Source organism: Nonomuraea sp. NPDC049646 (genome assembly GCF_044465525.1).
GTDB lineage: Bacteria > Actinomycetota > Actinomycetes > Streptosporangiales > Streptosporangiaceae > Nonomuraea.
On sequence record NZ_JBITLU010000003.1, the window covers coordinates 117,925 to 141,188 of the forward strand.

The window sequence follows — 23,264 nt, forward strand, 5'->3', positions numbered from 1 at the left end:
CCGAAGGAGGGATGCGTGACCACGACCAGCGCCCCCGGGAGGGACGTGTGACCACCACCGGCGTCCCCGAGCAGGGGCATGCGGACCAGGCCGCCGGGCGGCCCGGGGAGCCCGCCGCGCCCGCTCCCCCGGCGGCCCCCGTACGGCGGCGACGGTGGCGGTGGCGGCGGCGCACGCCGACGGTGATCCAGATGGAGGCCGTGGAGTGCGGGGCCGCCTCGCTGGCGATGATCCTCGGCTACCACGGCAAGTTCGTGCCGCTGGAGGAGCTCCGCTCGGCCTGCGGCGTCTCCCGCGACGGCGCCAAGGCCTCCAGCGTGGTGGCCGCCGCCCGCCGCTACGGGCTGATCGCCAGGGGCTTCCAGATGGAGGCCGACGACCTGCGCACGCTGACCGAGCCGGCCATCGTGTTCTGGGCGTTCCAGCACTTCATGGTCCTGGAGGGGGTGCGCAGCCGGTTCGGAAGGAAGGCCGTCGCGGTCAACGACCCGGCGGGCGGCCCCCGGATGATCGACTGGGACGACTTCGACTCCGGCTTCACCGGCGTGGTCCTGACGTTCGAGCCCGGGCCGGACTTCCGGCCCGGCGGCCGGCCCACCCGGGTCGGCCAGGCCCTGCTGGCGCGGCGGATGCCGTCGGGCCGCGCGCTCCCGCTGGTGCTGCTGGCCAGCCTGCTGCTGGTCGTACCGGGCATCATCGGGCCGGCGTTCAGCCGGGTGTTCATCGACCGGATCCTGACCGGGCGCGACCCGGGCTACCTGGTGCCGCTGCTGTTCGCGATGGGGGTCACCGCGGTCGTGGTGTTCGTGCTGACCTCGGTGCAGCGGCACTACCTGCTGCGGCTGGAGATCCGGCTCGGCCTGGTCAGCTCGGCCCGGTTCTTCCGCCATCTGCTGCGGCTGCCGGTGGAGTTCTTCCTCCAGCGCCGTCCGGCCGAGGTGGCCAAGCGGGTGCAGGCCAACGACGGCGTGGCCGAGATCCTGTCCCGGGACCTGGCCGTCACGCTGGTGAACCTCGTCCTGGTGCTGTTCTACGCGGCCGTGCTCATCCGCTACGACGTGCTGCTCGGGCTGGTCGGGGTGTCGATGGCGCTGCTGAACATCGCGGTGCTGCGCCAGGTGTCGCGGGCGCGGACGGACGCGGTGGCGGCGCTGCGGGCCGACCTGGGGAACCTGACCTCCACCACGTTCAACACGCTGCAGCTCGTGGAGACCGTCAAGGCGACGGGCGCCGAGCCGACGGCGTTCCAGCGCTGGGCCGGGTTCCTGGCCAAGGCGGTCACCGCCAAGCAGCGGCTGGGCGTGGCCACGGCGACGCTGACCGTCGTGCCGCCGCTGCTGGCCGGGATCAACAGCGGGCTGATCCTGCTGATCGGCGGGCTGCGGGTGGTGGACGGGGTGATCAGCGTCGGCATGCTGGTGGCCTTCCAGACGCTGCTCAACGCCCTGTCCAGGCCGGTCACCCAGCTCACCAACCTGGGCGGCCAGTTGCAGGACATCTCGGCCGACATCTGCCGCCTGTACGACGTCGAGAAGTACCCGATGGCCAGGACGTTCGAGCGGGCCGCCGCCGTCGGGGAGCAGGCCGACCCCGGCGGCCGCCTGGACGGGCGGCTGGAGTTCGCCGACGTGACCTTCGGCTACAACGCGCTCGCCGCCCCCGTGATCAGGAACCTGTCGTTCACCGTGGTGCCGGGCCGCCGGGTGGCGATCGTCGGCAACTCCGGCAGCGGCAAGTCCACCGCCGGCAAGCTGGCCGCCGGCCTGTACGCGCCGACCGGCGGCCAGGTGCTGCTGGACGACCGGCCGCGCGACGACCTGCCGCGGGCCGTCGTGGCCGCCTCCGTCGCCTACGTGGACCAGGACATCACCCTGTTCGAGGGCACCGTGCGCGACAACCTGACGTTGTGGAGCGACGACGTGCCCGACGAGGTGGCGGTCTCGGCGCTGCGCGACGCGGCGCTGTTCGACCTGATCGCGGCCCGGCCCGGCGGCCTCAACAGCCGGGTGCTGGAGGGCGGCAGGAACCTCAGCGGCGGCCAGCGGCAGCGGCTGGAGCTGGCGCGCGCCCTGTCGATCCAGCCCACGCTGCTGATCCTGGACGAGGCGACCAGCGCCCTTGACCCGGAGACCGAGCGGACCATCGCCGACAACCTGCGCAGGCGCGGCTGCGGCTGCCTGATCATCGCGCACCGGCTGTCCACCGTGCGCGACGCGGACGAGATCATCGTGCTCGACCGCGGCGAGGTGGTCGAACGCGGCAGGCACGCCGAGCTGCTGGCGCTCGACGGCCACTACGCCGAGCTGCTCAGAAGCTCCCGCAAGAACGGCGACGCCGGATGACACGGAGGATGACGCAGTGCTGAAGGTGGCCGGTTTCTCCCCGTTCTTCACCGACGCCGCCACGCCGGTGGACTACTCGGCGGAGAACCTGTTCGTGCTGTCGGGCGTGCGCGAGGTGCTGCTGGTGGAGGAGGGCGCGGTCGACCTGTTCGCGGTGCGGCTGGAGGGCGGCCGTCCGGTCGGCCGGTGGCACTACCTGTGCCGGGTCCGGCAGGGCACGCTGCTGCCGGGCTCGCCCAAGGGGCCCAGGCACGGCATCGTGGGCCGTCCGGTGCTCGGCACCCGCGTGTCGCGGCTGCCGCTGGCCAGGCTGGGCGAGCTGTCGGGCACCAACCGGTCGGCCACGATGTCCACCGCCGAGTACGGGCTGGCCGTCCGGCAGTTCGTCCGCGGGCTGGAGGCGGGGCTGATCGCGCTGGCCACCGCCCTGCGCGACGCGCTGCCGCCGCGCGAGTTCGTCCCGCTGCTGCCCGACGCGGTGACCGAGCTGCCCGCCGGGCGCGCTGCCCGGTCGGTGGACGGCGTGCGGTGGATGACCGTCGAGGCGGGCGCGGTCGAGATGCCCGACGGGGTGGCCGGCGTGCTGACCGCGGGCGCCGAGCTGGCGGTGACCGAGCGGGACTGGCTGGTCGCCGACGCGCCCGCCCGGCTGCGCGCCCGTTCGACCTGGCAGTTGCTGGCCGACGAGACGATCTGGGCCCGCTGGGTCGAGCACGCCATCCGGTTCCTCTACACCGTGGACCGCCGGGTCGAGCGGCGGCGGGCGCAGGAGCTGGAGGCCTTGCGGCGGCGCAAGGAGCGCGAGGCCGGCACGACGCGGGCGGCCCGCCGGGGCTTCGACACGCTGGTCCGCGACACCGAGGCCAAGGTGCGCCTGGCCGACGTCACCGCCGACCCGCCGGCGCTGGCCGCGGCCAGGCTGGTCGCCTCGCACGGCGGGTTCACGGTGACCGCGCCGCCGCCCGGCCAGGCCCGCGGGGCCGATCCGCTGCAGGCCGTCGCGCTGGCCTCCGGGGTGCGCACGCGCTCGGTCCGGCTGGACGACGGCTGGTGGAAACGCGACATCGGGCCCATGGTGGGCTACCGGGCCGACGACGGGACGCCGGTCGCCCTGCTGCCGATCGGCTCGCGGTACGTGGTGGCCCAGCCGGGCCACAGCCGGGTCACGCCGATCACCAAGGCGGTGGCCGCCACGCTGAGCGGCAAGGCCGAGGTGCTGTACCAGCCGCTGCCGCGCGAGGTGCGGACCGTGGCCGGGCTGCTGCGCTTCGGCCTGGCCCGCAACGGCCGCGACCTGTGGGTGCTGGCCTCCCTGGGCACGCTGGTGGCGGTCATCGGCCTGCTGGTGCCCGCGATGACCGGGCTGGTGCTGGGGACGTTCGTGCAGCGGGCCGAGCGCGACCTCATCGTGCAGGGCGCGGCGCTGGTGATCGGCGGCGCTCTGGTGGCGGGGGCGCTGTCGATCGTGCAGAACGTCGCGGCCCTGCGCATCGAGGGCCGGTCGTCGGCCCGGGTGCAGGCGGGCGCGTGGACCCGGCTGCTGTCGCTGCCCGTCACGTTCTTCGGCCGGTACTCCACCGGCGAGCTGGGCACGACCGTGCTGGGCGTGAGCGCGGCGCAGGAGACGCTGTCGGGCGTGATGACGACGGCGACGCTCGGGCTGTTCGGCGGGCTGGCCAACCTGGCGCTGGTGTACTTCTACGACGTCGGCCTGGCGCTGCTGGCGACCCTGCTGGTGCTGGCCGGCGTGCTGGTGTGCGCGGTCGCCGGGTTCTTCGAGGTGCGCCTGCAACGCCGCCTGTACGAGCAGGAGCAGCGGCTGTCCTCGCGGGTGTTCCAGCTCCTGTCGGCGGTGCCCAAGCTGCGCGTGGCGGCCGCGGAGGACCAGGCGTTCGGCGTGTGGACGCGCGACTTCATGGCCACCAGGACCACCTCGGCCGCGGCCCGGCGGCTGCAGAACGTGGTGACCACCTTCAACGCCGGGTTCCCGCTGGTCTGCTCGGTCGTGATCTTCGCCGTGGCCGCCGGGCCGCTGCGCGGGCAGCTCCCGATCAGCGCGTTCCTGGCCTTCTTCGCCGCGTTCAGCCTGCTCATCGCCTCGGTGTTGCAGTTCACCGGGGCGGCCATCACGGCCATGGGCGTCGTGCCGATGCTGGAGAAGCTGGCGCCGGTGCTGGAGGCCGAGCCGGAGGACCACGCGGGCAAGGCCGACCCCGGCGACCTGTCGGGCCGCGTCAGCCTGTCGCGCGTGTCCTTCCGCTACGGCGAGGACGGCCCCGCGGTGCTCACCGACATCGACCTGTCGATCGAGCCCGGCGAGTTCGTCGCCATCGTGGGCCCGACCGGCAGCGGGAAGTCCACGATCCTGCGCCTGCTGCTCGGCTTCGAGCAGCCCGACGTCGGCTCCGTCCTGTACGACGGCCAGGACCTGGGCGAGCTGGACCTCGGCGCGGTGCGCCGGCAGTGCGGCGTGGTGCTGCAGAACGGCGCGCTGCTGGCCGGCGACATCAGGCAGAACATCGTCGGCAGCACGAACCACACCATCGACGACGCCTGGGAGGCGGCGGCGATGGCCGGCATCGCCGACGACATCACGGCCATGCCGATGGGCATGCACACCGTCCTGTCGGAGGGCACGAACACGCTCTCCGGCGGCCAGCGGCAGCGCATCATGATCGCCAGGGCGCTGGTCTCGCGGCCCCGCATCGTCTTCTTCGACGAGGCGACCAGCGCCCTGGACAACCCCGCCCAGAACGTCATCGCCGAGAGCACCCGGCGGCTCAACGCCACCCGCGTGGTCATCGCGCACCGGCTGTCCACGGTCCGGGACGCCGACAAGATCCTGGTGCTCGACGGCGGGCGCATCGTCCAGCAGGGCACCTACGACGAGCTGCTCGCCGAGGAGCAGGGGCTGTTCGCGCGGCTGGCGCGGCGGCAGATGTGAGCGCAAGGGAGGAGCCGTCATGGAGTTCGCGCTGCTGATCCACGGGCCGGAACGGGCCTGGGCCGAGCTGCCGGAGCAGGACCGGGCCGCGCTGTTCGCCGCCTACCTCGACTTCGGGCGGGAGCTGCGGGAGGCCGGCGTCACGGTGCTGTTCGGCGCGCGGCTGGCCCGCCCGGACGCGGCCAAGGGGGAGCCGCGCGAGGACGGCCGTCCGGAGCTGGGCGGCATGTGGATCCTCGACCTGCCGTCGGAGGAGGCGGCGCTGGAGTGGGCCGGGCGCCTGCCGTCCGGGCCGGGCGACCGGGTCGAGTTACGGCGCTGCGACCGTGGAAGGATGTCACGATAGTGCCAACCGGGGCTCTGCCCGCGCCCCACCACGCCTTTGGGGCAGAACCCACAGGGAGGTAGACGACTCATGGACTTCGTGCTGCTGATCCACGGCGACGAGATGCTCTGGGACGCCTTCAGCGAGAGCGAGCGGGAGCGGATGGCCGAGGCGCACCGCCAGTTCGGCCGGGCGATGGCGATGGCCGGCGTCAAGGTCAAGTACGGCGCCGGGCTGACCAGGTCCAGGGAGGGCAAGCTGGTCAGGCCCGACGGGCCCGCCGTCGACGGGCCGTACGCGGTCGGGCGGGAGCAGATCGGCGGCATCTGGGTCATCGAGGTCCAGTCGGCCGAGGAGGCCGAGTCGTGGGCGCGCAAGATGCCCTACGCGCCCGGTGACATCGTCGAGGTGCGCCCCTGCGACCCGGCCTCCTGACGGGCCGGGCCCCCGGGCCGCCCTCAGTAGCGGGCTCTGCGGCTGAGCAGCACGCCCACGGCCAGGAACAGCAGGCCGGCGGCGCCGTACACGATGGCCAGCGAGGTCGCGGGCGGCTTCTCGCTGGCGTTCACGACGGCCAGCCCGAGGCCCACGATCGCGCTGATGTAGCTGAAGATCGCGATGAAGATCTTCCAGAACGGACTCATGACGTGCTTCCTTCCGATGGGTGCTGAGCCGGTCCGTACGGTGCGGTCCCGGCGACGACGAAGCCGAGCAGCATGACCCAGGCGTCCGGGTCGGCCAGGAAGCGCCGCCAGCGGTCGGCGGCCAGGGCCAGCCCCGCCATCGGCAGCGCGCCCGAGGCGACGAGCGGCGCCAGGCGTTCGGGCCCCAGGTGCGGGGCGAAGGCCGCGGTGGGGTGGGTGTCGTTGGTGGTGGCGAACGGGCGCAGCACCACGTCGGCGAACCCGCCGCGGCGCAGCAGCCGGGTGAGCTTCCTGCCGATCTGCCGGTCGCCCCCGGCGCCGCGCTGGGCCTGCGCCATGGTGGCGTGGACGGAGGCCAGCTCCGGGTACATCGGGTCGGCCAGCCCCCACAACATGCTGTCCACCTCGACGACCACGATCCGGCCGCCGGGACGCAGCACGCGCAGCGCCTCGGCCAGCATCGGCGCCGGATCGCCCACGTGCTGCAGTACGTACCGCAGCAGTACGCCGCCCACGCTGCCGGTACGCAACGGCAGCCGGGCGCCGTCGGCGGTGACCAGCGGCGCGCCGCAGCCGCCCGCGTTGCGCAGCAGCGCGGCGTCCACGTCGAGCGCGATGACCGGCAGCCCCGGCTCGGCGGCGCGCAATCTGCGGGTGACCGCGCCGGACCCGGCGCCGAGCTCCAGCAGCGGGCCCTGGCCGGTCAGGCCGAGGTCGCGCATGATGCGCAGCTCCTCCTCGAAGGAGAGCGCCGCCTGGGCCTCCAGCCGGGCCAGCTCGCCCGCCACGCCTCCCCAGGTGGTGTTGGCGGCGTCGTAGGAGCCTGCACCCACCCGAGCACCCACCGGGGCATTCACCGGGGCGCTCACCGGGGCCTCGGGGTCATCATCAGGCCGTGCCGGGGCCGCAGCGTGACCAGCGCCTCCGGCTCGACGGGGAAGCCCGGCACCAGCTCCATGCGCAGCCCGCGCAGGATCACCGCGAGCACGAGCGTGGCCTCCGCCAGCGCGAAGTGCCGGCCGACGCAGATGCGCGGGCCGCCGCCGAAGGGCAGGTACTGGTGGCTGAGCAGCCGGGCGGCCCGGTCGGGGTCGAACCTCTCCGGCCGGTACGCATCCGGCTGCTCCCAGTACCTCGGATCGCGGTGCAGCACCCACGGGCTGACGCACACCAGCGACCCGGCCGGTACGTCGTAGCCGTCCAGCACGTCGTCGGCCGTCCCGCGGCGGGAGATCAGCCAGACCGGCGGGTAGAGCCGCATGGCCTCCTGGACGGCCTGCCGGCAGCGCCGCAGCCCGGGCAGGTCGGCGGCCGTGGGCGAGCGGCCGGCCAGCACCTCGTCGATCTCGGCGTGCACCGCTCCGGCCGCCTCCGGGTTGCGGTCGAGCAGGTAGAGCGTCCAGGTCAGCGACTTGGCGGTGGTCTCGTGCCCGGCCATGACGATGGTCAGCACCTGGTCGCGCAGGTCGGCGTCGGACATCGCGTGCCCCTCGGCCAGCATCGCGCCGAGCAGGTCGTCGCCCGCGCCGCCGGCCCGGCGGGCGGCGATGATGAGCCGGGTGACCCGGTCGAGGAAGGCCCGCGCGCGCAGGAAGCCGGCGTGCCGGGCGGCCGTGTCGGCCGGGTCGGGGTCGTCGCTGGGCACGTAGTGGCCGATGAAGCGGTTGACCGCGTCCACGGCGCGGCCGAAGCCCTCGCCCGCGACGCCGATGTCGGTGCCCAGCATGGCCTTCACGATCACGGTGAGGGTCAGCGAGGTCAGGTCGTGGTCGACGCGTACGGGCCGGCCGCCGGCCCAGTGCGTCACCAGGTTCTCGGCCGCCTCCACGATGACCCGGTCGAACCGGCCCACCTCGGCGGGCCGGAACGCGGGCGCGCACATTCTGCGCTGGGCCGCCCACTCGGCGCCGTCGCTGGTCAGCAGGCCGTTGCCGAGCAGGGGGCGGAGCATGTCGTCGTCCGGCGTGCGTTCCTTGGTGTAGGCGGCGCCGTTCTCCTTCAGCACGTGCCTGGCCAGGTCGGGGCGGTTGAGCATGTAGACCGGCTCGCCGTCGGCGTCGTGGCGGGTGACGTCGCCGAGGGCCGCCATGGCGGTGACGAACTCCAGCGGAGCGTCGCGCATGGCCCTCAGGCTCTGGGTTCCGGCGGGTCCCGGCGGCACCCGGGGGGATACGTACGTCCCGGACATGGGTTCTCCCGATGGCTTACGCAGACGAATATTCTCGATACGCATTTCCGGCCATCGAATACGTATATCGCTTCGTATTGTTCCGGTCGGCGTATTTGCAGAGTACCTTTTAAGCAGAGGGCTCTCAATACTTAATCCAGGGCCCCGGAAATTAAGTCTAGGCACTCCGAATTCGGCTGTGTAAGACTCCGTTCCGAGACGGCGCACCGCGCCGAAGGGGAAAAGCTCCAGGAGGACGCAATGGCCCTGAACCCCAGAGAGCGGACCGAATTCGTCAACGCCTACACGCGAGTCCTGATCACCGCGTGGTCGAGCGAGGAATTCTCGGCGAAGCTGGACAGCAACCCCCGCGAGGCGCTGGCCGAGGCCGGCCTCGAGGTTCCCGCGGGCGCCCAGATCACCCTCGTGCGCAACGTTCCCGACGGCCACCACGACACGAACCTCGACGTGCAGGTCTCGCTGTGGGAGCGCGGGCTGGAGACGGGGACGTTCGAGTTCCACATCCCCGAGACGCCGCAGATCGACATGGCCGAGCTGAGCGAGGGCGACCTCGACTCGATCGCGGCCGGCGACGTCAACTGCTGCTGCTGCCCCTGCTGCTGCTGCACCTGACGCCGGGAGCCACGCACGCCAAGAGGAGGTTGAGGAGATCATGTCCGACGACCAGGCGAACCCCATCCACGTACGGGGGCTGCGCAAGCAGTACGGTCCCGCTCTCATCCTGCAGGGTGTGGACCTGGACGTTCGTCCCGGAGAGGTGTTCGCCTTACTCGGGCCCAACGGCGCGGGCAAGACGACCACGGTCGAGATCCTCGAAGGCGTGCGCAGGCGTTCGGGCGGCGACGTGCGAGTCCTCGGCCGTGACCCGGCCGAGGACGCCCCGCAGTGGCGGGCGCGGCTCGGCATCGTGCCGCAGACGACGGGCGCCTACGCGGACCTGACCGTCCGCGAGGTCGTCGAGCACTTCGCCGCCTTCTACCCCGCGCCGCTGCCCGCGGCGCAGGTGATCGACATGGTGGGCCTCGGCGCCAAGGAGCGCAAGCAGGCCCAGACCCTCTCGGGCGGCCAGCTGCGCCGCCTGGACGTGGCCGTCGGCGTCGTCGGCGACCCCGACCTGATCTTCCTCGACGAGCCGACCACCGGGCTGGACCCGGAGGCCCGGATGGAGGCGTGGGACCTGGTCCGCTTCTTCGCCGACCAGGGCAAGACCACCGTGCTGACCACCCACTACCTCGACGAGGTGGAGGCGCTGGCGCAGCGCGCGGCCGTGATCGTGGCCGGCCGGATCGTCGAGACGGGGCCGGTGAGCGAGCTGGGCGGACGGCGCGACACGCCCGCCGCCGTGAGCTTCACCCTCACCCCCGAGCTGAGCGCGGCCGACCTGCCGGACCTGCCCGCGGGCACCGCGCTCGACCCGTCCTGCGCGCCCGGCGTGCCCGGCGGCACGCTCACGCTGCTCACCCACACGCCCACGCGGGCCCTGGCCGCGCTGCTGCCCTGGGCCGCCCGCGCGGGCGCCGACGAGCTGCCCGACCTGCGCGTCCACCGGCCCACGCTGGAGGACGTCTACCTCAAGCTGATCCGCGAGAACCAGGGGGCCCAGGCATGACCAGCTCGAACGCGATCGTGGCCGAGCAGGGCCGTCCCGTGCGCGCGACGGGCGGCGGGTCGGGGCTGTGGCGGGCGTCGGCGGCCCGTTCGTCGGTGGAGCTGAAGTCGTTCTTCCGCAACCGGCAGTCGTTGTTCTTCACGCTGCTGCTGCCGATCGTGCTGCTGCTGGTGCTCGGCTCGATCTTCTCCGGCACGGTCCCCGGCACGCACACCGACTTCAAGCAGATGTTCGTGGCCGGGATCATCGCCTGCGGCATCATGAGCGTCAGCTTCAACGGCCTGGCCATCAACATCGCGATCGAGCGGGACAACGGCATGATCCGCCGCCTGGCCTCCTCGCCGATGCCGAAGACGGCGTACTTCGTCGGCAAGATCGTCCGGGTGGTGGTGACCGGGGTGCTGGAGGCGGCGATCCTGCTCGGCGTCGGCGTCGCGCTGTTCCGCCTGCCGCTGCCGCCGGACGCCGGGCACTGGCTGACCTTCGCCTGGGTGCTGCTGCTCGGGGCGACGTCCTGCTCGCTGCTGGCGGTGGCCTTCAGCGCGATCATCCCGAACGCCCGCTCGGCCGCGGCGATCGTCACGCTGCCGTTCCTGGTGCTGCAGTTCATCTCCGGGGTGTTCTTCCCCTACAGCGAGCTGCCGGCGTGGATGCAGAGCCTGGCGGCGTTCTTCCCGCTGAAGTGGATGACGCAGGGCCTGCGCTCGGTGTTCCTGCCGGCCGACTTCGCGGTGGTGGAGCCCGCCGGCACCTGGGAGCTGGGCAGGACCGCCGCGGTGCTGGGCGGCTGGTGCCTGGCGGCGCTGCTGCTGAGCCTGCTGACCTTCCGCTGGCGCGGCGCCAACGTCCGCTGACCGGGGAAGGGGCTCAGATGGCGAGGGTGAAGCCGGTCAGCCTCCTGGGCACCAGGCCCGGCGCCCAGGCGGGCGGCTTCCCCGTGCGGCGCAGCCCGGGATACCGCTCCAGCAGCCCGCTCAGCAGCAGCCCGCCGGCCTGCCTGACCAGCGGCGCGCCCAGGCAGAGATGGGTGCCGGCGCCGAAGGCCAGGTGGGGGTTGGGCGACCGGGTGACCAGCAGCTCGTCGGGCCGGTCGAACACCGCCGGATCGCGGTTGGCCGCCCCGACCAGGGCCAGCACCCGCGCCCCCGCCGGGATCACGCCGCCGTCCAGCGGGACCGCCTCGGTGGTCACCCGGGCGGTGAACGGGATCGGCGACTCCAGCCGCAGCAGCTCGTCGACGGCCGGCTCGGCCGCCTGCGGGCCGCCGTCCCTGATCAGGCCGGCGGCCTCTTCGCGCGGCAGCAGCCAGTGCAGGGCGTTGCCCACCATCTCGGCCAGCGGCTTCCATCCGCCGACGACCGTGAGCGCGGCGATGCCCAGCATCTCGGCCCTGGTCAGCCGGTCGTCGGCGGCCAGCCGCCCGAACGGCGAGCCGCCCGGCCCGTTCCCGGCGGCGGCGGCTTCGGCGGCCTTCGCGGCGGCGTCGGCGCGCTCGCCGAGGAAGCGGGTGAGCTCGCCCATCGCGGCCCGCCCGGCCGCGGCGGCCTGCGGCCCGGCCAGCGGGTCGAGGTTGACCGACACGCGGGCGGCCAGCCCGGCGAAGGCCGGCACGTCGGCGGCCGGCAGGCCGAACAGCCTGGCCAGCACGCCGGTGGCCAGCGGCTCGCCGAGGTCGGCGGTGGCCTCGATCTCCGCCCGGCCGGCCAGCCCGTCGAGCACCGCGGCGATCCCGGCCTCGATGTCGCCGGCGATGCCGCGGATCGCGGCCGGGCCCATCAGCAGGGCGCCGGGCGAGCGCAGGCGCTGGTGCTCGGGGGGATCGGTGGTCAGCATCGACGGCGGCAGCTCGTCGTCCCTGACCCGCTCCCGCTGCCCGAGCGCGGCCGAGAAGCGCGGGTCGCGCAGCGCGAGCGCGCAGTCGGCGTGCGCGGTCAGCAGCCACATGCGCGAGGTGACGTCGAAGTGCACCGGATCGTGCTCGCGCAGCCAGCGGTACGCCGGATACGGGTCGAGCCGCCCGCGAGGAGAGAACGGGTGCGCAAGGTGGCCGGGCAGCGTGCGGGGTGCCGTCATGGCGTCTCCTCGTGATCAGGCCGAGGACAAACTACTACAGAGGATGTGCCGGTGGCAGAGCTTGACGTCGTCGTGATCGGCGCCGGGGTGAGCGGGCTGGCGGCGGCCGCGCGCCTGGCCGCCGCCGGGCTGGCGGTCACGGTGCTGGAGGCCAGGGAGCGGGTGGGCGGCCGGATCCGCACCCACCGGCCGTCCCTGCTGGAGCTGGGCGCGCAGGTGATCCACGGCGACCGCAACCCGATCGCGGCGCTGCCCGGCCTGGAGGCGCCGGTGCCGGTGCCGCGGCGCGCGGCCCGGGTGCTGCTGCCCGGCGGGCCGCGCCCGCTGACCGCGCTGCGGCCCACGCCGCCGCTGCTGGAGGAGCGGCTGACGTCGGGCGCGGCCCGGGAGCCGCTGCGCCGCCTGGCGGGGGCGAGCCCATGGGACGTCCCGGTCGCGACGTGGCTGAAGGAGGAGACCGCGCGGTGCCCGCAGGCGCTGGAGCCGGCGGCGGAGTGGTTCAGGCAGAACTGGGCGGCCGAGCCGGAGGCGCTGAGCGCGCCCGCGCTGGCCGCGCTGCGGCGGGCCGACCGGTCGGGGCGGGGCGAGTTCGCGCTGCCCGGCGGCTTCGACCGGCTGCCCGCGCGGCTGGCCGAGGGGCTGCGGGTGCGGCTCGGCGACGCGGTCGTGCGCCTGTCCTGGAGGCCGGGCCGGGTGCGGGCGCTGACCGCCTCGGGGCATGCGGAGAGCGCCGCCGCCGCCGTGCTGACCGTGCCGCCGCCGGTGGTCGCCGAAGGACGGCTGGTGCTGGACGACCTGCCCGTGCGCAAGCAGGCCGCGGCCTACGAGCTGCGGCCCGGCGACGCCTGGTGCGGGCTGGCCGCCTATCCCGTGGCCGCCCCCGAGTCCGTCGTGGTCTTCGACGCCGGCGGCCGTCTGGGGTTCGTCAGCACGACCGCCGGGCGGCCCGAGGTGCTGGTGATGGCCAAGGGGCGGGCCGCCGCGGCGGCCAGGAGCGCGTGGGCCGAGCCGGGCGGCCTGGCCGCGCTGCTGGCCCGCGCCCTGCCGTGGACGCGGGGGCTGAACCCGGAGGTGGTGGTGTCCGACTGGGGCGCCGACCCGTGGGCGGGCGGCGCGTACACCTACCCGGGCGTGGGGACGTTGTGGGCCTCCCCTGCCTGGGCCGAGCCGCTGGGCGGGACGGTCTTCTTCGCCGGGGAGGCCACCGTCGGCCTGTCCGGCCCGCCCATGGCGCACATGGCGATGGCCAGCGGGGAGCGCGCGGCCACAGAGGTGATTGGGGCGCTGGAGAGATGACGGCCGGTAACGGGGAGCTGCACGGCGGGTGGTTCCTGCTCGCCCTCGACGACGAGATCGGCCCGGGGATCACCCCGCTGCGGCTGGGCGGCGCGCGCCTGATGGCCGTGCGCGACGGCGAGCGGATCCGGGTGTTCGAGGCCACCTGCCCCCACCGGGGCGCCCATCTGGCCTACGGCGGCAAGCTGGACGGCGACTGCGTGATCTGCCCCTTCCACGGCAAGCGCGTCTCGCTCGGCGGGTCCGGCCGCCGCTGGTCGGTGGGCGAGCTGCGGACGCTGCGGGCCGGGGCGGCGCTGTTCGCCCGGCTGTCCGGCGACCCCGGCGACGACCGCGGCTTCGAGCAGGCGATCAAGCAGGCGGCCGAGGACCTGGTGATCGTGGCGGCGGTGCACCAGCCGGTGACGGTCCCGGCCGAGTACGTCGTCGAGAACGCCTTCGACGCCCAGCACTTCAGCACCGTCCACCTGGTGCCGTCGGTGCGCGGCATGCGGGTCAGCATGGGCGGGCACGACGAGCTGGTCATCGAGGGCGAGTTCCGCACCAAGGCGCCGCCGTGGGAGCGGGAGCGGCGGCTCGACTTCGCCTCCCGGTTCGTGGCCCGCGCCTACAGCCCGCACCTCGTGGTGACCGAGCTGGGCACGCGGGCGGCGCCGTACACGATCGTCACCGGCGCGGTGCCGGACGGGACGGGCTGCGTGGGACGGGTCGCCATCGGCGTGCGCCCGGACCGGCAGGACTCGCTGCCCGCGCTCGTCCACGGCGCCCGCTACGCCTTCGACCAGGACCGCGTCGTCTGGGACCACCTGGACACCGGCGCCCCGCAGCGGCTGGACGCCGGCGACACCCCGGTCATCGCCTTCCGCCGCTTCTGCCAGGGCTTCGCCCCCGCCTCGACCTCCGCCGGAGCGTCCTCATGAGCCTGTACGTGCGCTCGACCGGCGAGGGCCGGGCCGTGCTGTGGATCCACGGCTACACGATGGACTCCTCGGTGTGGGAGCCGCTGTGGAACCTGCTGCCCGGCTGGCGGCACGTCGGCGTGGACCTGCCGGGGCACGGGCGGTCCGGGCCGCTGCGGCCGGGCACGTCGCTGCCCGCGCTGGCGGCCGAGCTGGCCGGGCTGGCCAGGACGGAGTCGGCCACGCTGGTGGTGGCCGAGTCGATCGGCTCGATGATCGCCCTGCAACTGGCCGTGGACCACCCCGGCGACGTGCGCGGGCTGGTCGTCGGCTCCCCCACCATCGCCGGCGCGCCTCCCGAGCCGGGCACCGCCGAGCGTTACCGGGCGCTGGCCGGGCTGGCCCGGCTGGGCGCGGACGGCGAGCAGCTCGCCGACCTGTGGATGTCCTCGCCGCCGGACATCTTCCGCGGCACCGAGGACCATCCCGAGCTGCGGGCCAGGCTGCGGGCGATCGTGGCCGGGCACTCGTGGCGGGAGCTGCGCGACGGCGCGATGCACGGGCTGAGCAGGCACGTCCACACCGTGGACGACCTGCGCGGCATCCGGGCGCGCACGCTGGTCGTCGTCGGCGACCGGGACATGCCGACGTTCCGGGCCGGCGCCGCGCTGCTGGCCGAGTCGGTCCCCCGGTGCCGTACGGTCACCGTCCCCGGGGCGGGGCACCTGTGCCTGATCGAGCGGCCCGGGGTCGTGGCGCCGCTCCTGGCCGCGCACCTGCGGCTGTCGGCCCTGGAGACGGACGAGGAGGCCGGGCGTGCCGATTCACGAGCACTATGAGCCGGGCGAGCCGTGCTGGGTGGACTACGGGGCGCTCGACCCGGCCGGCGCGCGGGCCTTCTACGGGGAGCTGTTCGGCTGGACCTTCCGCGACGAGGGCGGCTACTCCTTCGTCGAGCTGGGCGGCCAGGTCGTGGCCGGTTTCGGCCGGGTGCCGCCGGGCCTGCCCGCCTCCTGGAACACCTACCTGGCGGCCCCGGACGCGGACGCCGTGGCCGTGCGGGTGAAGGAGCTGGGCGGCGGCGTCGTCTTCGGCCCGATGGCGGCCGGGCAGGACGGGCGCGTGCTGTTCGCGACCGACCCGGCGGGGGCGGCCGTCGGCTTCTGGGAGGGGCACCGGCCGGCCGGGATCGTGCTGGCCGGCGAGCCGGGCACGTGGTGCGCCCACGAGCTGTGGTCGTCAGGGACCGCCTTCTACCGGGACCTGCTCGGCGTCGCGCCCGAGGTCCGCGAGGGGACGGGGGCGCGGCCGCAGTGGATGACGTTCTTCGCGACCGCGGACCGCGCCGCGACCGCCGCGACGGCGGCCCGGCTGGGCGCCACGACCGCCCCCGGGCATCCCCGGGCGACGATCGTGCGCGACCCGTGGGGGGCGCTATTCGCGCTGACGTGACCGGCCGGACAGCACGAAGAACAGGGCCACGAGGACGGCGCCGGCGATGACGACCACCGAGCCGACCGCCTTGCCGATCAGGAAGGCCACGACCACCGCGGCGGCGTAGACCAGGGGAACGACCAGCCGGAGGTTCAATCCCATGCGCGCTCCTTGAAGAAAGACGGAACGGAACTCAGACGCATCATCGAACAGGCCGGGCCGGCGGTCCAGAATAACGCCGGAATATACGTATCGGCCTACGTATTGGGCCCCGCACGCCGGGCCCGTCACTGCGTAATACGTATCGATTATCGGAAGGGCTCGCGATGACCAAGGTATTAGTGATCGGCGGCGGCCCGGCGGGCTCGATCGCCGCGACGCTGCTGGCCCGCAACGGAATGGACGTCCGGCTCCTGGAACGCGAGCGTTTTCCGCGTTACCACATCGGCGAGTCCGTCTCGCCGTCCTGCCGGACGATCATCGACTACGCCGGGGCGCACGAGAAGGTCGAGGAGCGCGGCTATCCCGTCAAGGAGGGCCTGCTGCTGCGCTGGGGCGCCGAGCGCGACTGGACGGTGAACTGGGCGGCCACCTTCGGCCCCGAGGTGCGCTCCTGGCAGGTGGACCGCGACGACTTCGACCAGGTGCTGCTGGACCACGCCGCCTCCCAGGGCGTCGAGGTGATCCAGCGGGCCAGGGTCAGGCGCGTGCTGTTCGAGGACGGCCGCGCCTGCGCCGCCGAGTGGGACCGCGGCCTGGAGCGCTTCGATCACGTGGTCGACGCCTCCGGACGGGCCGGGGTACTGTCGGCGCAGCACTTCCGTGACCGACGACCGCACGACGTCTTCAGGAACGTCGCGATCTGGGGCTACTACCAGGGCGGCGAGCTCCTGCCCGGCACGCCGGGCGGCGGCATCAACGTGATCTCCGCACCGGAAGGGTGGTACTGGGTGATCCCGCTGCGCGGCGAGGTGTTCAGCGTCGGCTTCGTCACCCACCAGGCGCGCTTCCTGGAGCGGCGTCCCCGATACCGGTCGCCGGAGGAGATGTTCCACGCGGTGGTGGCCGAGTCGCCGACCGTGGCGGGGCTGGTCGGCAGGTTCACCGGCCCGGTGCGCATCGAGCAGGACTTCTCGTACGTGGCCGACTCCTTCTGCGGCCCCGGCTTCCACATCGCCGGCGACGCCGCCTGCTTCCTCGACCCGCTGCTGTCGACCGGCGTGCACCTGGCCATGTACAGCGCCCTGCTGTCCGCGGCCTCGATCACCGCCACCGAACGCGGCGAGGTGAGCGAACAGGAGGCCCAGGGCTTCTACGAGTCCCTGTACCGCAACGCCTACCAGCGGCTGCTGACCATGGTCTCCTCGGTCTACCGGCAGTACCGCGGCCGGGCCAGCTACTTCTGGCTGGCCCAGCACCTGGTCAGGGGCGGCGGGTCCGACCACGCGTTCGCCGCGATCACCGCCGGGCTGTCCGACCTGACCGACGCCACCACCGCCGGCGGCACCGCGCCGATGAGCGAACTGGTGACCGCCGCCCACGACGCGGGGCTGCGCGCCCTGCGCAACGTCACGCCCGCCGGCAGCACCCTGGCCCCCATGCGCATGGACGCCAACGACCTGTACGACGCCGCCACCGGCCTCTACCTGACCGCTCACCCCCGGCTCGGCATCAGCCGCTCACTGACGAGGACGCCTTGATGAAGTCACTGGTCCGCCTGCTCCTGCCGCTCGCCTTACTGGCGGCCCTGCTCTCCCCCGGCCCGGCGACGGCCGCCCGGACGCCCGACCAGGCCGCGGCCGGGCAGGCGGAGGCCATGCGGCGGCTGTCGTTCATGATCGGCACGTGGGCCGGGACGGGCTGGACCGTCACGCCCTCCGGCGCCCGGCAGGAGTTCCTGCAGACCGAGCGGGTGCGCCGGCAGGCGGGCGACCTGGTGATCTCGGTCGAGGGTCAGGGCCGCGACAAGGCCGACCCGCGCACGATCGTGGACAGCGCCCTGGCGGTGATCAACTACTCCGAGGCGACCGGCCAGTACCGCTGGGAGGCGTTCTCCCGCGGCTACGTCACCACGGTGGTGCCGGTGGTCGGCGACGGCACCTTCCAGTGGAGCCTCCAGACGCCCGCCTACACCAGCCGCTACACGCTGACGTTCACCGCCGCCACCTGGCACGAGATCGGCGAGACCACCGTGGACGGCGGCCAGACCTGGCACCAGAACTTCCAGATGGACCTGCGCCGGCTCCGCTGACCTCAGCGCACACTTGTACATATGTAACACTGTGCGAAAATTTGGTAGCAATGCGTGCATAGTGCTAGTTCAGCCGGGTACCGCGACTCCATAGGCTCCTCGTCCTGGAGGAAACCGTGGACATCAATATTGGCCAAGGCCTGACGGACGCCTGGCGACAGGTCGCGACGTTCGTGCCCAGGCTGGTCGCGTTCCTGGTGATCCTGATCATCGGGTGGATCGTGGCGAAGGCGCTGCAGAAGCTCGTGGACAAGATCCTCGACCGCGTCGGCTTCGAACGGGCGGTACAGCGCAGCGGCGTGCAGCGCTGGCTCGAAAGCAGCCGGTACGACGCCAGCGGGCTGCTCGCCAAGCTCGTCTACTACGCGATCCTGCTGATCACCCTGCAGATCGCCTTCAGCGTCTTCGGGCCCAACCCGATATCGGCGCTGCTCAACGGGGTGGTGGGCTGGCTGCCCAAGGCCGTGGTCGCCATCGTGATCATCGTGATCGCCGGGGCCATCGCCCGGGCCGTCCGCGACCTCGTCGACGGCGCGCTCGGCGGGCTGTCCTACGGGCGCTGGCTCGGCATCGCGGCCGCCGTCTTCATCTGGGCGCTGGGCATCATCGCCGCGCTCAACCAGATCGGCGTCGCCACGACCGTCACGACCCCGGTGCTCATCACCGTGCTCGCCACGATCGGCGCGATCATAGCGATCGGCCTCGGCGGCGGGCTCGTCCGCCCGATGCAGCAGCGCTGGGAGCGCTGGATCGGCCGGATCGAGGCGGAGGCGCCGCAGGCCAGGGCGCACGCCGAGGCCTACCAGCGGGGACGTGAGGACGCCCGCTCGATGGCCCGGCCCGCCGAACCGGCCCGCACCACACCCGGCGCGCCCGGCACGACCGGCCCGACCGGTCCCACCACGGGCCCGACCGGCGGGGCGACCCGCGCGGACATCCCGCCGGAGAGCTGAGCTCCGTGTGGCCGGGACGAGCGCCCGGTCACGCGGACCCCGCACGCGGACCCCGCACGGGGGACGCCGCACGCGGACCCCGCACGGGGGACGCCGCACGCGGACCCCGCACGGGGGACGCCGCACGCGGACCCCGCACGGGGGACGCCCGGCGCGGGCTCAGGCGGGTTCGGCGAGGAAGCCCTGCTCGCGGGCGAGCCAGCAGACCGCCGTCAGCCGCAGCGCGGGCGCGTCGTGGTCGCCGCTGAAGATCCAGCCACGGTGGCGCAGCTCGTCGAGGAAGCCCAGCAGATAGTCGCCGAGGGTCTCGCGGCTCAGCGGGATCGCGTCACGCAGCAGCGCCGCGTGCTGGTCCACGGCCGCGACCAGCGCCGGCTCGGACTCCATCCTGGCGAGCTGGGCATGGCCCAGCGTGTCCATCAACCACCGCAGGGGCGAACGCGCCCAGCCCTCCTCGAAAACCACGCGCCAACTTTAAGGCATCGCCCGAGGTCAGCCCCCCAGGGGGGCCGGTCAGTCGAAGGGCAGGCCGACGTAGTTCTCCGCCAGCGTGGTCGCCGCCGCCTCCGAGGAGGTGACGTAGTCCAGGTAGGAGGTCTGGAGCCGGCGTCCGTACGCGTCGTCCTCGTCGAAGGTGTGCAGCAGCGTCGTCATCCACCACGAGAAGTGCTGCGCCCGCCACACCCGCTTCAGGCAGGCCGCCGAGTAGCCGTCGAGCAGCTCCGTCGAGCCGTGCTCGAAGAAGGCCGCCAGCGCCTCGGTCAGCACCCGTACGTCGGCCACGGCCAGGTTCAGCCCCTTGGCGCCGGTCGGCGGCACGATGTGGGCGGCGTCCCCGGCCAGGTAGAGCCGCCCGTACTGCATGGGCTCGGCGACGAAGGAGCGCATCGGCGTGACGCCCTTCTCGATGATCTCGCCCGTGGCCAGCTCGAAGCCCGGGACGGTCTCCAGGCGGGCCTTCAGCTCGGCCCAGACGCGCTCGTCCGGCCACTGCGCCACGTCGGCGTCGGCCGGGACCTGGAGGTAGAAGCGGCTGACCGTGGGCGAGCGCATGCTGTGCAGCGCGAAGCCGCGCTCGGTCCTGGCGTAGATCAGCTCCTCCGACGACGGCGCCACCCGCGCCAGCACGCCGAGCCAGGCGAACGGGTACTCCCGCTCGAACACCTCCAGGACCCCGTCCGGGACGCTCGGCCGCGAGACGCCGTGGAAGCCGTCGCACCCGGCGATCACGTCGCAGTCGAGCCGCTCGCCGCCGAAGGTGAGGTACGGCTCGGACTCCAGCGCGTGCACCTCGACGTCCTCGACCTCGAACCGCAGGTCGCCGCCCGCCGCCAGCCGGGCCGCGATCAGGTCCTTGACGACCTCCTGCTGCCCGTAGACGGTGATCGCCCGGCCGGGGACGAGCTTGTCGAAGGCGATGCGGTGGCCCGCGCCGCCGTACCGCAGCTCGATGCCGTGGTGGGGCAGGCCCTCGCGCAGCAGGCGCGCGCCGGCGCCCGCCTCGACGAGCGTGTCGACCGTGCCCTGCTCCAGGACGCCCGCGCGGACCCGCCGCTCGACGTAGGCGCGGCTGCGCCTCTCCAGCACCACGGAGGAGATGCCGCGCAGGTGGAGCAGATGAGACAGCAGCAGGCCCGCGGGGCCCGCGCCGATGATCCCGACCTGAGTTCGCATGAGGGAAGTCTGCTGCCTGCCGCCCCCGGGAGCCGAGTAGCCTCTTCCACTGAGTGGAAGATTCGCGCAGGAGTGTGGTCATGTCCGGAGGAGCCCGGCGTCCGGGGCAGACGGTGACGTCCAAGGTGCTGGCCATCCTGGGGGCGTTCGACGCGGCCCATCCGCAGCTCACGCTGACCGACCTGGCCAGGCGGAGCGGGGTGCCGCTGAGCACGGCCCACCGGCTGGTGGCCGAGCTGGAGGAGTGGCAGGCGCTCAGCCGCTCCCCCGACGGGCGGCTGCGGGTGGGGCTGCGGCTGTGGGAGCTCGGCCAGCTCGCGCCCGGCAGCCTCCAGGGCCGCGCGCACCCCTGGCTCCAGGAGCTGTTCGCCACCACCGGCGAGAACGTGCACCTCGCCGTCCGCGACGGCCTGGAGGTCCTGTACGTGGACAAGGTGTACGGCAGGCGGGCCGTGCCCATCGTCTCGCGCACGGGCGGGCGGCTGCCGATGCACCCGACCGGGGTGGGCAAGGCGCTGCTGGCCTTCGAGCCGGAGTGGTTCGTGCAGGCGTACCTGGCCCGCGCGCTCGAACGGCCCACGCCGCACACCGTCACCGAGCCGGGCCGGCTGGCCAGGGAGCTGGCGGCGGTGCGGGCGCAGGGCTACGCGCTGACCCACGAGGAGATGACGCTCGGCTCCTGCTCGGCCGCCGCGCCCGTCGTCGTGGACGGGCGGGCGGTGGCCGCCGTCGGGATCGTGCTGGCCTCGCGGCGCGCCCGCGAGCTGCCCCGGCTGGTGGACCCGCTCCTGGAGACCGCCGCCCGGATCGCCCGCGCCTGCCGGACCTCCTGACCGGCCGGCTCAGGGGGTCAGTCGGTGAACCTCTGGATGCGGTCCTTGAACAGGGTGGTCGCGATGGCCGCCTTGTGCGGCTGCCCCTTCAGGAACGCCTGGGCGAAGCTCTTGGCCTGGTCGTAGGAGACCTTGCCGGGCATCGGCGGCTCGTTCGGGTTGACGTCCACGTCCACCAGGGCGGGGCCGTCGTGGGCGAGCGCCTGCCTGATCGCCGCGGCCACGTCCCCGGACTTGGTGACCTTGGCGCCGAACCCGCCGCACGCCCTGGCCCAGACCGAGTAGTCGGCCTCCGGCTGGGCGAAGCGCACGCCGTGCTCGGGGTAGCCGAGGACCATCTGCTCCCACAGGATCTGGCCGAGCGAGTTGTTGTTGTTGATGACGACCTTGACCGGCAGCCGGTGCTGGGCGGCGGTCAGGAACTCGGCCATCAGCATCGCGAACCCGCCGTCGCCGACGTAGGCGATGACCTGCCGGCCGGGGAAGGCGTGCTGCATGGCGATGGCGTACGGCAGGCCGGGCGCCATCGTGGCCAGCGTGCCCGACAGGTAGAACTCGCGCCCGCCGCGGATCGTCCAGTGGCGGGCGGCCCAGGTGGCGATCGTGCCGCTGTCGCAGGTCAGGATGGCGTCGTCGGCGGCCAGGTCGTCCAGGACGGACATGGCGTACTGGGGGGCGATCGGGTCGCGGTCGGGGTTCTCCAGGCTGTCCATGTCGGCGCGCCATTTGGCCATGAGCTTCTGGTACTTGGCCAGGTGTCCGTCGCCGTCGCGCCGGGTGAGCAGCGGCAGCAGCTCGCGCAGGCCCTCCTTGGCGTCGCACACCACGGGCACGTCGGTCGGCACCCGCGCCCCGGCCCTGGTCGGCTCGGCCTCGAACTGCACCACCCGCGCCTTGCCCGGCTCGGGGAGGAACTTCGAGTAGGGGAAGTTCGTGCCGATCATGAACAGGACGTCGGCCTCGTCCATCAGCTCCTCGCTCGGCCTGGTGCCGAGCAGCCCGATCCCGCCCGTCGTGTACGGCGAGTCGTCCGGGACGACCGCCTTGCCGGGCAGCGTCTTGACCACCGGCGCGCCCAGCGCCTCGGCCACGGCCAGCACCTCCTGCCGGGCGTGCAGCGCGCCCTGCCCGGCCAGGATGGCCGGGCGTTCGGCGGCGTTGAGCACCTCGGCGGCGCGCGCCAGGTCCTCCCGGCGCGGCAGCCCCGGCGGCCGCAGGTAGATCGGCGCGGTCTCCGGCGCGCGCACCGGCGCGACCGTCCGGTACGGGTCCTCCCCCGCCTCGGCCACCTGGATGTCGTTGGGCAGCGTGAGATGGGCGACGCCGCGCCGCGCGTAGGCCGTCCGGACGGCCAGGTCCACCAGCGAGGGGAGCTGGGCCGGGTTGGTGATCATCATGTTGTACTCGGCCACGTCGGCGAACAGCTTGTCGAGGTGCACTTCCTGCTGGTAGCCGGTGCCGAGCACGGCGGTCTCCTGCATGCCGGTGATCGCCAGCACGGGGACGTGGTCCAGCTTGGCGTCGTAGAGGCCGTTGAGCAGGTGGATGCCGCCGGGGCCGGAGGTGGCCAGGCACACGCCGATCCGTCCCGTGGCCTTGGCGTAGCCGGTGGCCATGAAGGCGGCGGCCTCCTCGTGGTGCACCAGCACGAACCGCACCCGGTCACGATGACGGCGCAGCCCCTCCATGATGCCGTTGATGCCGTCGCCGGGCAGGCCGAAGACGGTGTCCACGCCCCACTCGGCGAGCCGTTCGATCAGGGATTCGGATGCGATACGAGCCATATCTGCGGCTCTACC

The 23,264-nt window shown here is 73.6% G+C and carries 23 protein-coding genes; 15 read left to right on the plus strand and 8 right to left on the minus strand.

Annotated elements, in window-relative coordinates; genetic code table 11:
- The first annotated feature begins 11 nt into the window (after positions 1–11).
- From ACIBQ8_RS09605 to ACIBQ8_RS09620, 4 genes are all read left to right on the plus strand, one after another.
- Complete coding sequence (locus tag ACIBQ8_RS09605; protein WP_397191693.1) at positions 12–2,342, plus strand: NHLP family bacteriocin export ABC transporter peptidase/permease/ATPase subunit; 2,331 nt, start codon at positions 12–14, stop codon at positions 2,340–2,342.
- A gap of 16 nt (positions 2,343–2,358) precedes the next feature.
- Entirely contained in the window at positions 2,359–5,286 is a 2,928-nt protein-coding gene (locus ACIBQ8_RS09610) for an NHLP bacteriocin export ABC transporter permease/ATPase subunit (RefSeq protein ID WP_397175068.1), read from the plus strand.
- A 19-nt stretch (positions 5,287–5,305) separates the two neighbouring features.
- Entirely contained in the window at positions 5,306–5,632 is a 327-nt protein-coding gene (locus tag ACIBQ8_RS09615) for a YciI family protein (protein ID WP_397175066.1), read from the plus strand.
- Positions 5,633–5,701: 69 nt separating this feature from the next.
- Positions 5,702–6,046, plus strand: a complete 345-nt coding sequence (locus ACIBQ8_RS09620) for a YciI family protein (protein ID WP_352356825.1) — start codon at positions 5,702–5,704, stop codon at positions 6,044–6,046.
- A 23-nt stretch (positions 6,047–6,069) separates the two neighbouring features.
- On the opposite strand, the gene ACIBQ8_RS09625 is transcribed toward ACIBQ8_RS09620, so the two are convergent.
- The 3 genes from ACIBQ8_RS09625 to ACIBQ8_RS09635 are packed head-to-tail and all read right to left on the minus strand — an operon-like array spanning position 6,070 to position 8,377.
- Entirely contained in the window at positions 6,070–6,255 is a 186-nt protein-coding gene (locus ACIBQ8_RS09625) for a hypothetical protein (protein WP_189646391.1), read from the minus strand.
- Positions 6,252–7,088 carry a class I SAM-dependent methyltransferase gene (locus tag ACIBQ8_RS09630; RefSeq protein WP_397191694.1) on the minus strand — a complete coding sequence of 279 codons (837 nt, stop codon included), beginning with the start codon at positions 7,086–7,088 and terminating at the stop codon, positions 6,252–6,254. Before ACIBQ8_RS09630 ends, ACIBQ8_RS09625 begins: the two co-directional genes overlap by 4 nt.
- A gap of 32 nt (positions 7,089–7,120) precedes the next feature.
- Positions 7,121–8,377 (minus strand): cytochrome P450, encoded by a 1,257-nt coding sequence (locus ACIBQ8_RS09635; RefSeq protein ID WP_397175062.1) that lies wholly within the window; start codon positions 8,375–8,377, stop codon positions 7,121–7,123.
- 306 nt (positions 8,378–8,683) lie between these two features.
- Here ACIBQ8_RS09635 and ACIBQ8_RS09640 point away from each other — a divergent pair, with 306 nt between their 5' ends.
- The 3 genes from ACIBQ8_RS09640 to ACIBQ8_RS09650 are packed head-to-tail and all read left to right on the plus strand — an operon-like array spanning position 8,684 to position 10,906.
- Positions 8,684–9,055, plus strand: a complete 372-nt coding sequence (locus ACIBQ8_RS09640) for a hypothetical protein (RefSeq protein WP_352356831.1) — start codon at positions 8,684–8,686, stop codon at positions 9,053–9,055.
- A 40-nt stretch (positions 9,056–9,095) separates the two neighbouring features.
- The gene (locus ACIBQ8_RS09645) at positions 9,096–10,052 is read left to right on the plus strand and encodes an ABC transporter ATP-binding protein (RefSeq protein WP_397175060.1); all 957 of its coding nucleotides are present in this window, start codon (positions 9,096–9,098) and stop codon (positions 10,050–10,052) included.
- Entirely contained in the window at positions 10,049–10,906 is an 858-nt protein-coding gene (locus ACIBQ8_RS09650) for an ABC transporter permease (protein ID WP_397175059.1), read from the plus strand. Before ACIBQ8_RS09645 ends, ACIBQ8_RS09650 begins: the two co-directional genes overlap by 4 nt.
- 13 nt (positions 10,907–10,919) lie before the next feature.
- On the opposite strand, the gene ACIBQ8_RS09655 is transcribed toward ACIBQ8_RS09650, so the two are convergent.
- On the minus strand, positions 10,920–12,125 hold the full coding sequence (locus tag ACIBQ8_RS09655; RefSeq protein WP_397191695.1) for a cytochrome P450: 1,206 nt from the start codon (positions 12,123–12,125) through the stop codon (positions 10,920–10,922).
- Positions 12,126–12,176: 51 nt separating this feature from the next.
- Here ACIBQ8_RS09655 and ACIBQ8_RS09660 point away from each other — a divergent pair, with 51 nt between their 5' ends.
- From ACIBQ8_RS09660 to ACIBQ8_RS09675, 4 genes are read left to right on the plus strand one after another with little or no spacing between them, the layout of a single operon-like run.
- Entirely contained in the window at positions 12,177–13,421 is a 1,245-nt protein-coding gene (locus tag ACIBQ8_RS09660) for a flavin monoamine oxidase family protein (protein ID WP_397191696.1), read from the plus strand.
- A complete protein-coding gene (locus ACIBQ8_RS09665; RefSeq protein ID WP_397175053.1) occupies positions 13,418–14,341 on the plus strand; it encodes a Rieske 2Fe-2S domain-containing protein in 924 nt (307 codons plus the stop codon). Before ACIBQ8_RS09660 ends, ACIBQ8_RS09665 begins: the two co-directional genes overlap by 4 nt.
- Positions 14,338–15,159: an alpha/beta fold hydrolase gene (locus tag ACIBQ8_RS09670; RefSeq protein WP_397175051.1), complete on the plus strand. Its 822-nt coding sequence runs from the start codon at positions 14,338–14,340 to the stop codon at positions 15,157–15,159. The genes ACIBQ8_RS09665 and ACIBQ8_RS09670 overlap by 4 nt, the downstream gene beginning before the upstream one ends.
- Positions 15,137–15,772, plus strand: a complete 636-nt coding sequence (locus tag ACIBQ8_RS09675; protein ID WP_397191697.1) for a VOC family protein — start codon at positions 15,137–15,139, stop codon at positions 15,770–15,772. Before ACIBQ8_RS09670 ends, ACIBQ8_RS09675 begins: the two co-directional genes overlap by 23 nt.
- Here the strand turns inward: ACIBQ8_RS09675 and ACIBQ8_RS09680 are convergent.
- Positions 15,755–15,916: a hypothetical protein gene (locus ACIBQ8_RS09680; protein WP_397175047.1), complete on the minus strand. Its 162-nt coding sequence runs from the start codon at positions 15,914–15,916 to the stop codon at positions 15,755–15,757. The genes ACIBQ8_RS09675 and ACIBQ8_RS09680 overlap by 18 nt on opposite strands.
- A 164-nt stretch (positions 15,917–16,080) precedes the next feature.
- Between ACIBQ8_RS09680 and ACIBQ8_RS09685 the strand changes: the two genes are divergently transcribed.
- From ACIBQ8_RS09685 to ACIBQ8_RS09695, 3 genes are all read left to right on the plus strand, one after another.
- Positions 16,081–17,454 carry an NAD(P)/FAD-dependent oxidoreductase gene (locus tag ACIBQ8_RS09685; RefSeq protein ID WP_397191698.1) on the plus strand — a complete coding sequence of 458 codons (1,374 nt, stop codon included), beginning with the start codon at positions 16,081–16,083 and terminating at the stop codon, positions 17,452–17,454.
- Positions 17,454–18,005, plus strand: a complete 552-nt coding sequence (locus tag ACIBQ8_RS09690; RefSeq protein WP_397175043.1) for a hypothetical protein — start codon at positions 17,454–17,456, stop codon at positions 18,003–18,005. The genes ACIBQ8_RS09685 and ACIBQ8_RS09690 overlap by 1 nt, the downstream gene beginning before the upstream one ends.
- A 122-nt stretch (positions 18,006–18,127) precedes the next feature.
- Complete coding sequence (locus tag ACIBQ8_RS09695; RefSeq protein WP_397175451.1) at positions 18,128–18,958, plus strand: hypothetical protein; 831 nt, start codon at positions 18,128–18,130, stop codon at positions 18,956–18,958.
- A 159-nt stretch (positions 18,959–19,117) separates the two neighbouring features.
- Here the strand turns inward: ACIBQ8_RS09695 and ACIBQ8_RS09700 are convergent, their stop codons facing one another.
- A complete protein-coding gene (locus ACIBQ8_RS09700) occupies positions 19,118–19,423 on the minus strand; it encodes a DUF6401 family natural product biosynthesis protein (protein ID WP_397175041.1) in 306 nt (101 codons plus the stop codon).
- 48 nt (positions 19,424–19,471) lie between these two features.
- Positions 19,472–20,632, minus strand: a complete 1,161-nt coding sequence (locus tag ACIBQ8_RS09705) for a 4-hydroxybenzoate 3-monooxygenase (protein WP_397191699.1) — start codon at positions 20,630–20,632, stop codon at positions 19,472–19,474.
- Positions 20,633–20,712: 80 nt separating this feature from the next.
- Between ACIBQ8_RS09705 and ACIBQ8_RS09710 the strand changes: the two genes are divergently transcribed.
- A complete protein-coding gene (locus ACIBQ8_RS09710) occupies positions 20,713–21,465 on the plus strand; it encodes an IclR family transcriptional regulator (protein WP_397191700.1) in 753 nt (250 codons plus the stop codon).
- A gap of 17 nt (positions 21,466–21,482) precedes the next feature.
- Here ACIBQ8_RS09710 and ACIBQ8_RS09715 read toward each other — a convergent pair whose 3' ends face one another.
- A complete protein-coding gene (locus ACIBQ8_RS09715) occupies positions 21,483–23,249 on the minus strand; it encodes a thiamine pyrophosphate-dependent enzyme (RefSeq protein WP_397175035.1) in 1,767 nt (588 codons plus the stop codon).
- Positions 23,250–23,264 lie beyond the last annotated feature (15 nt).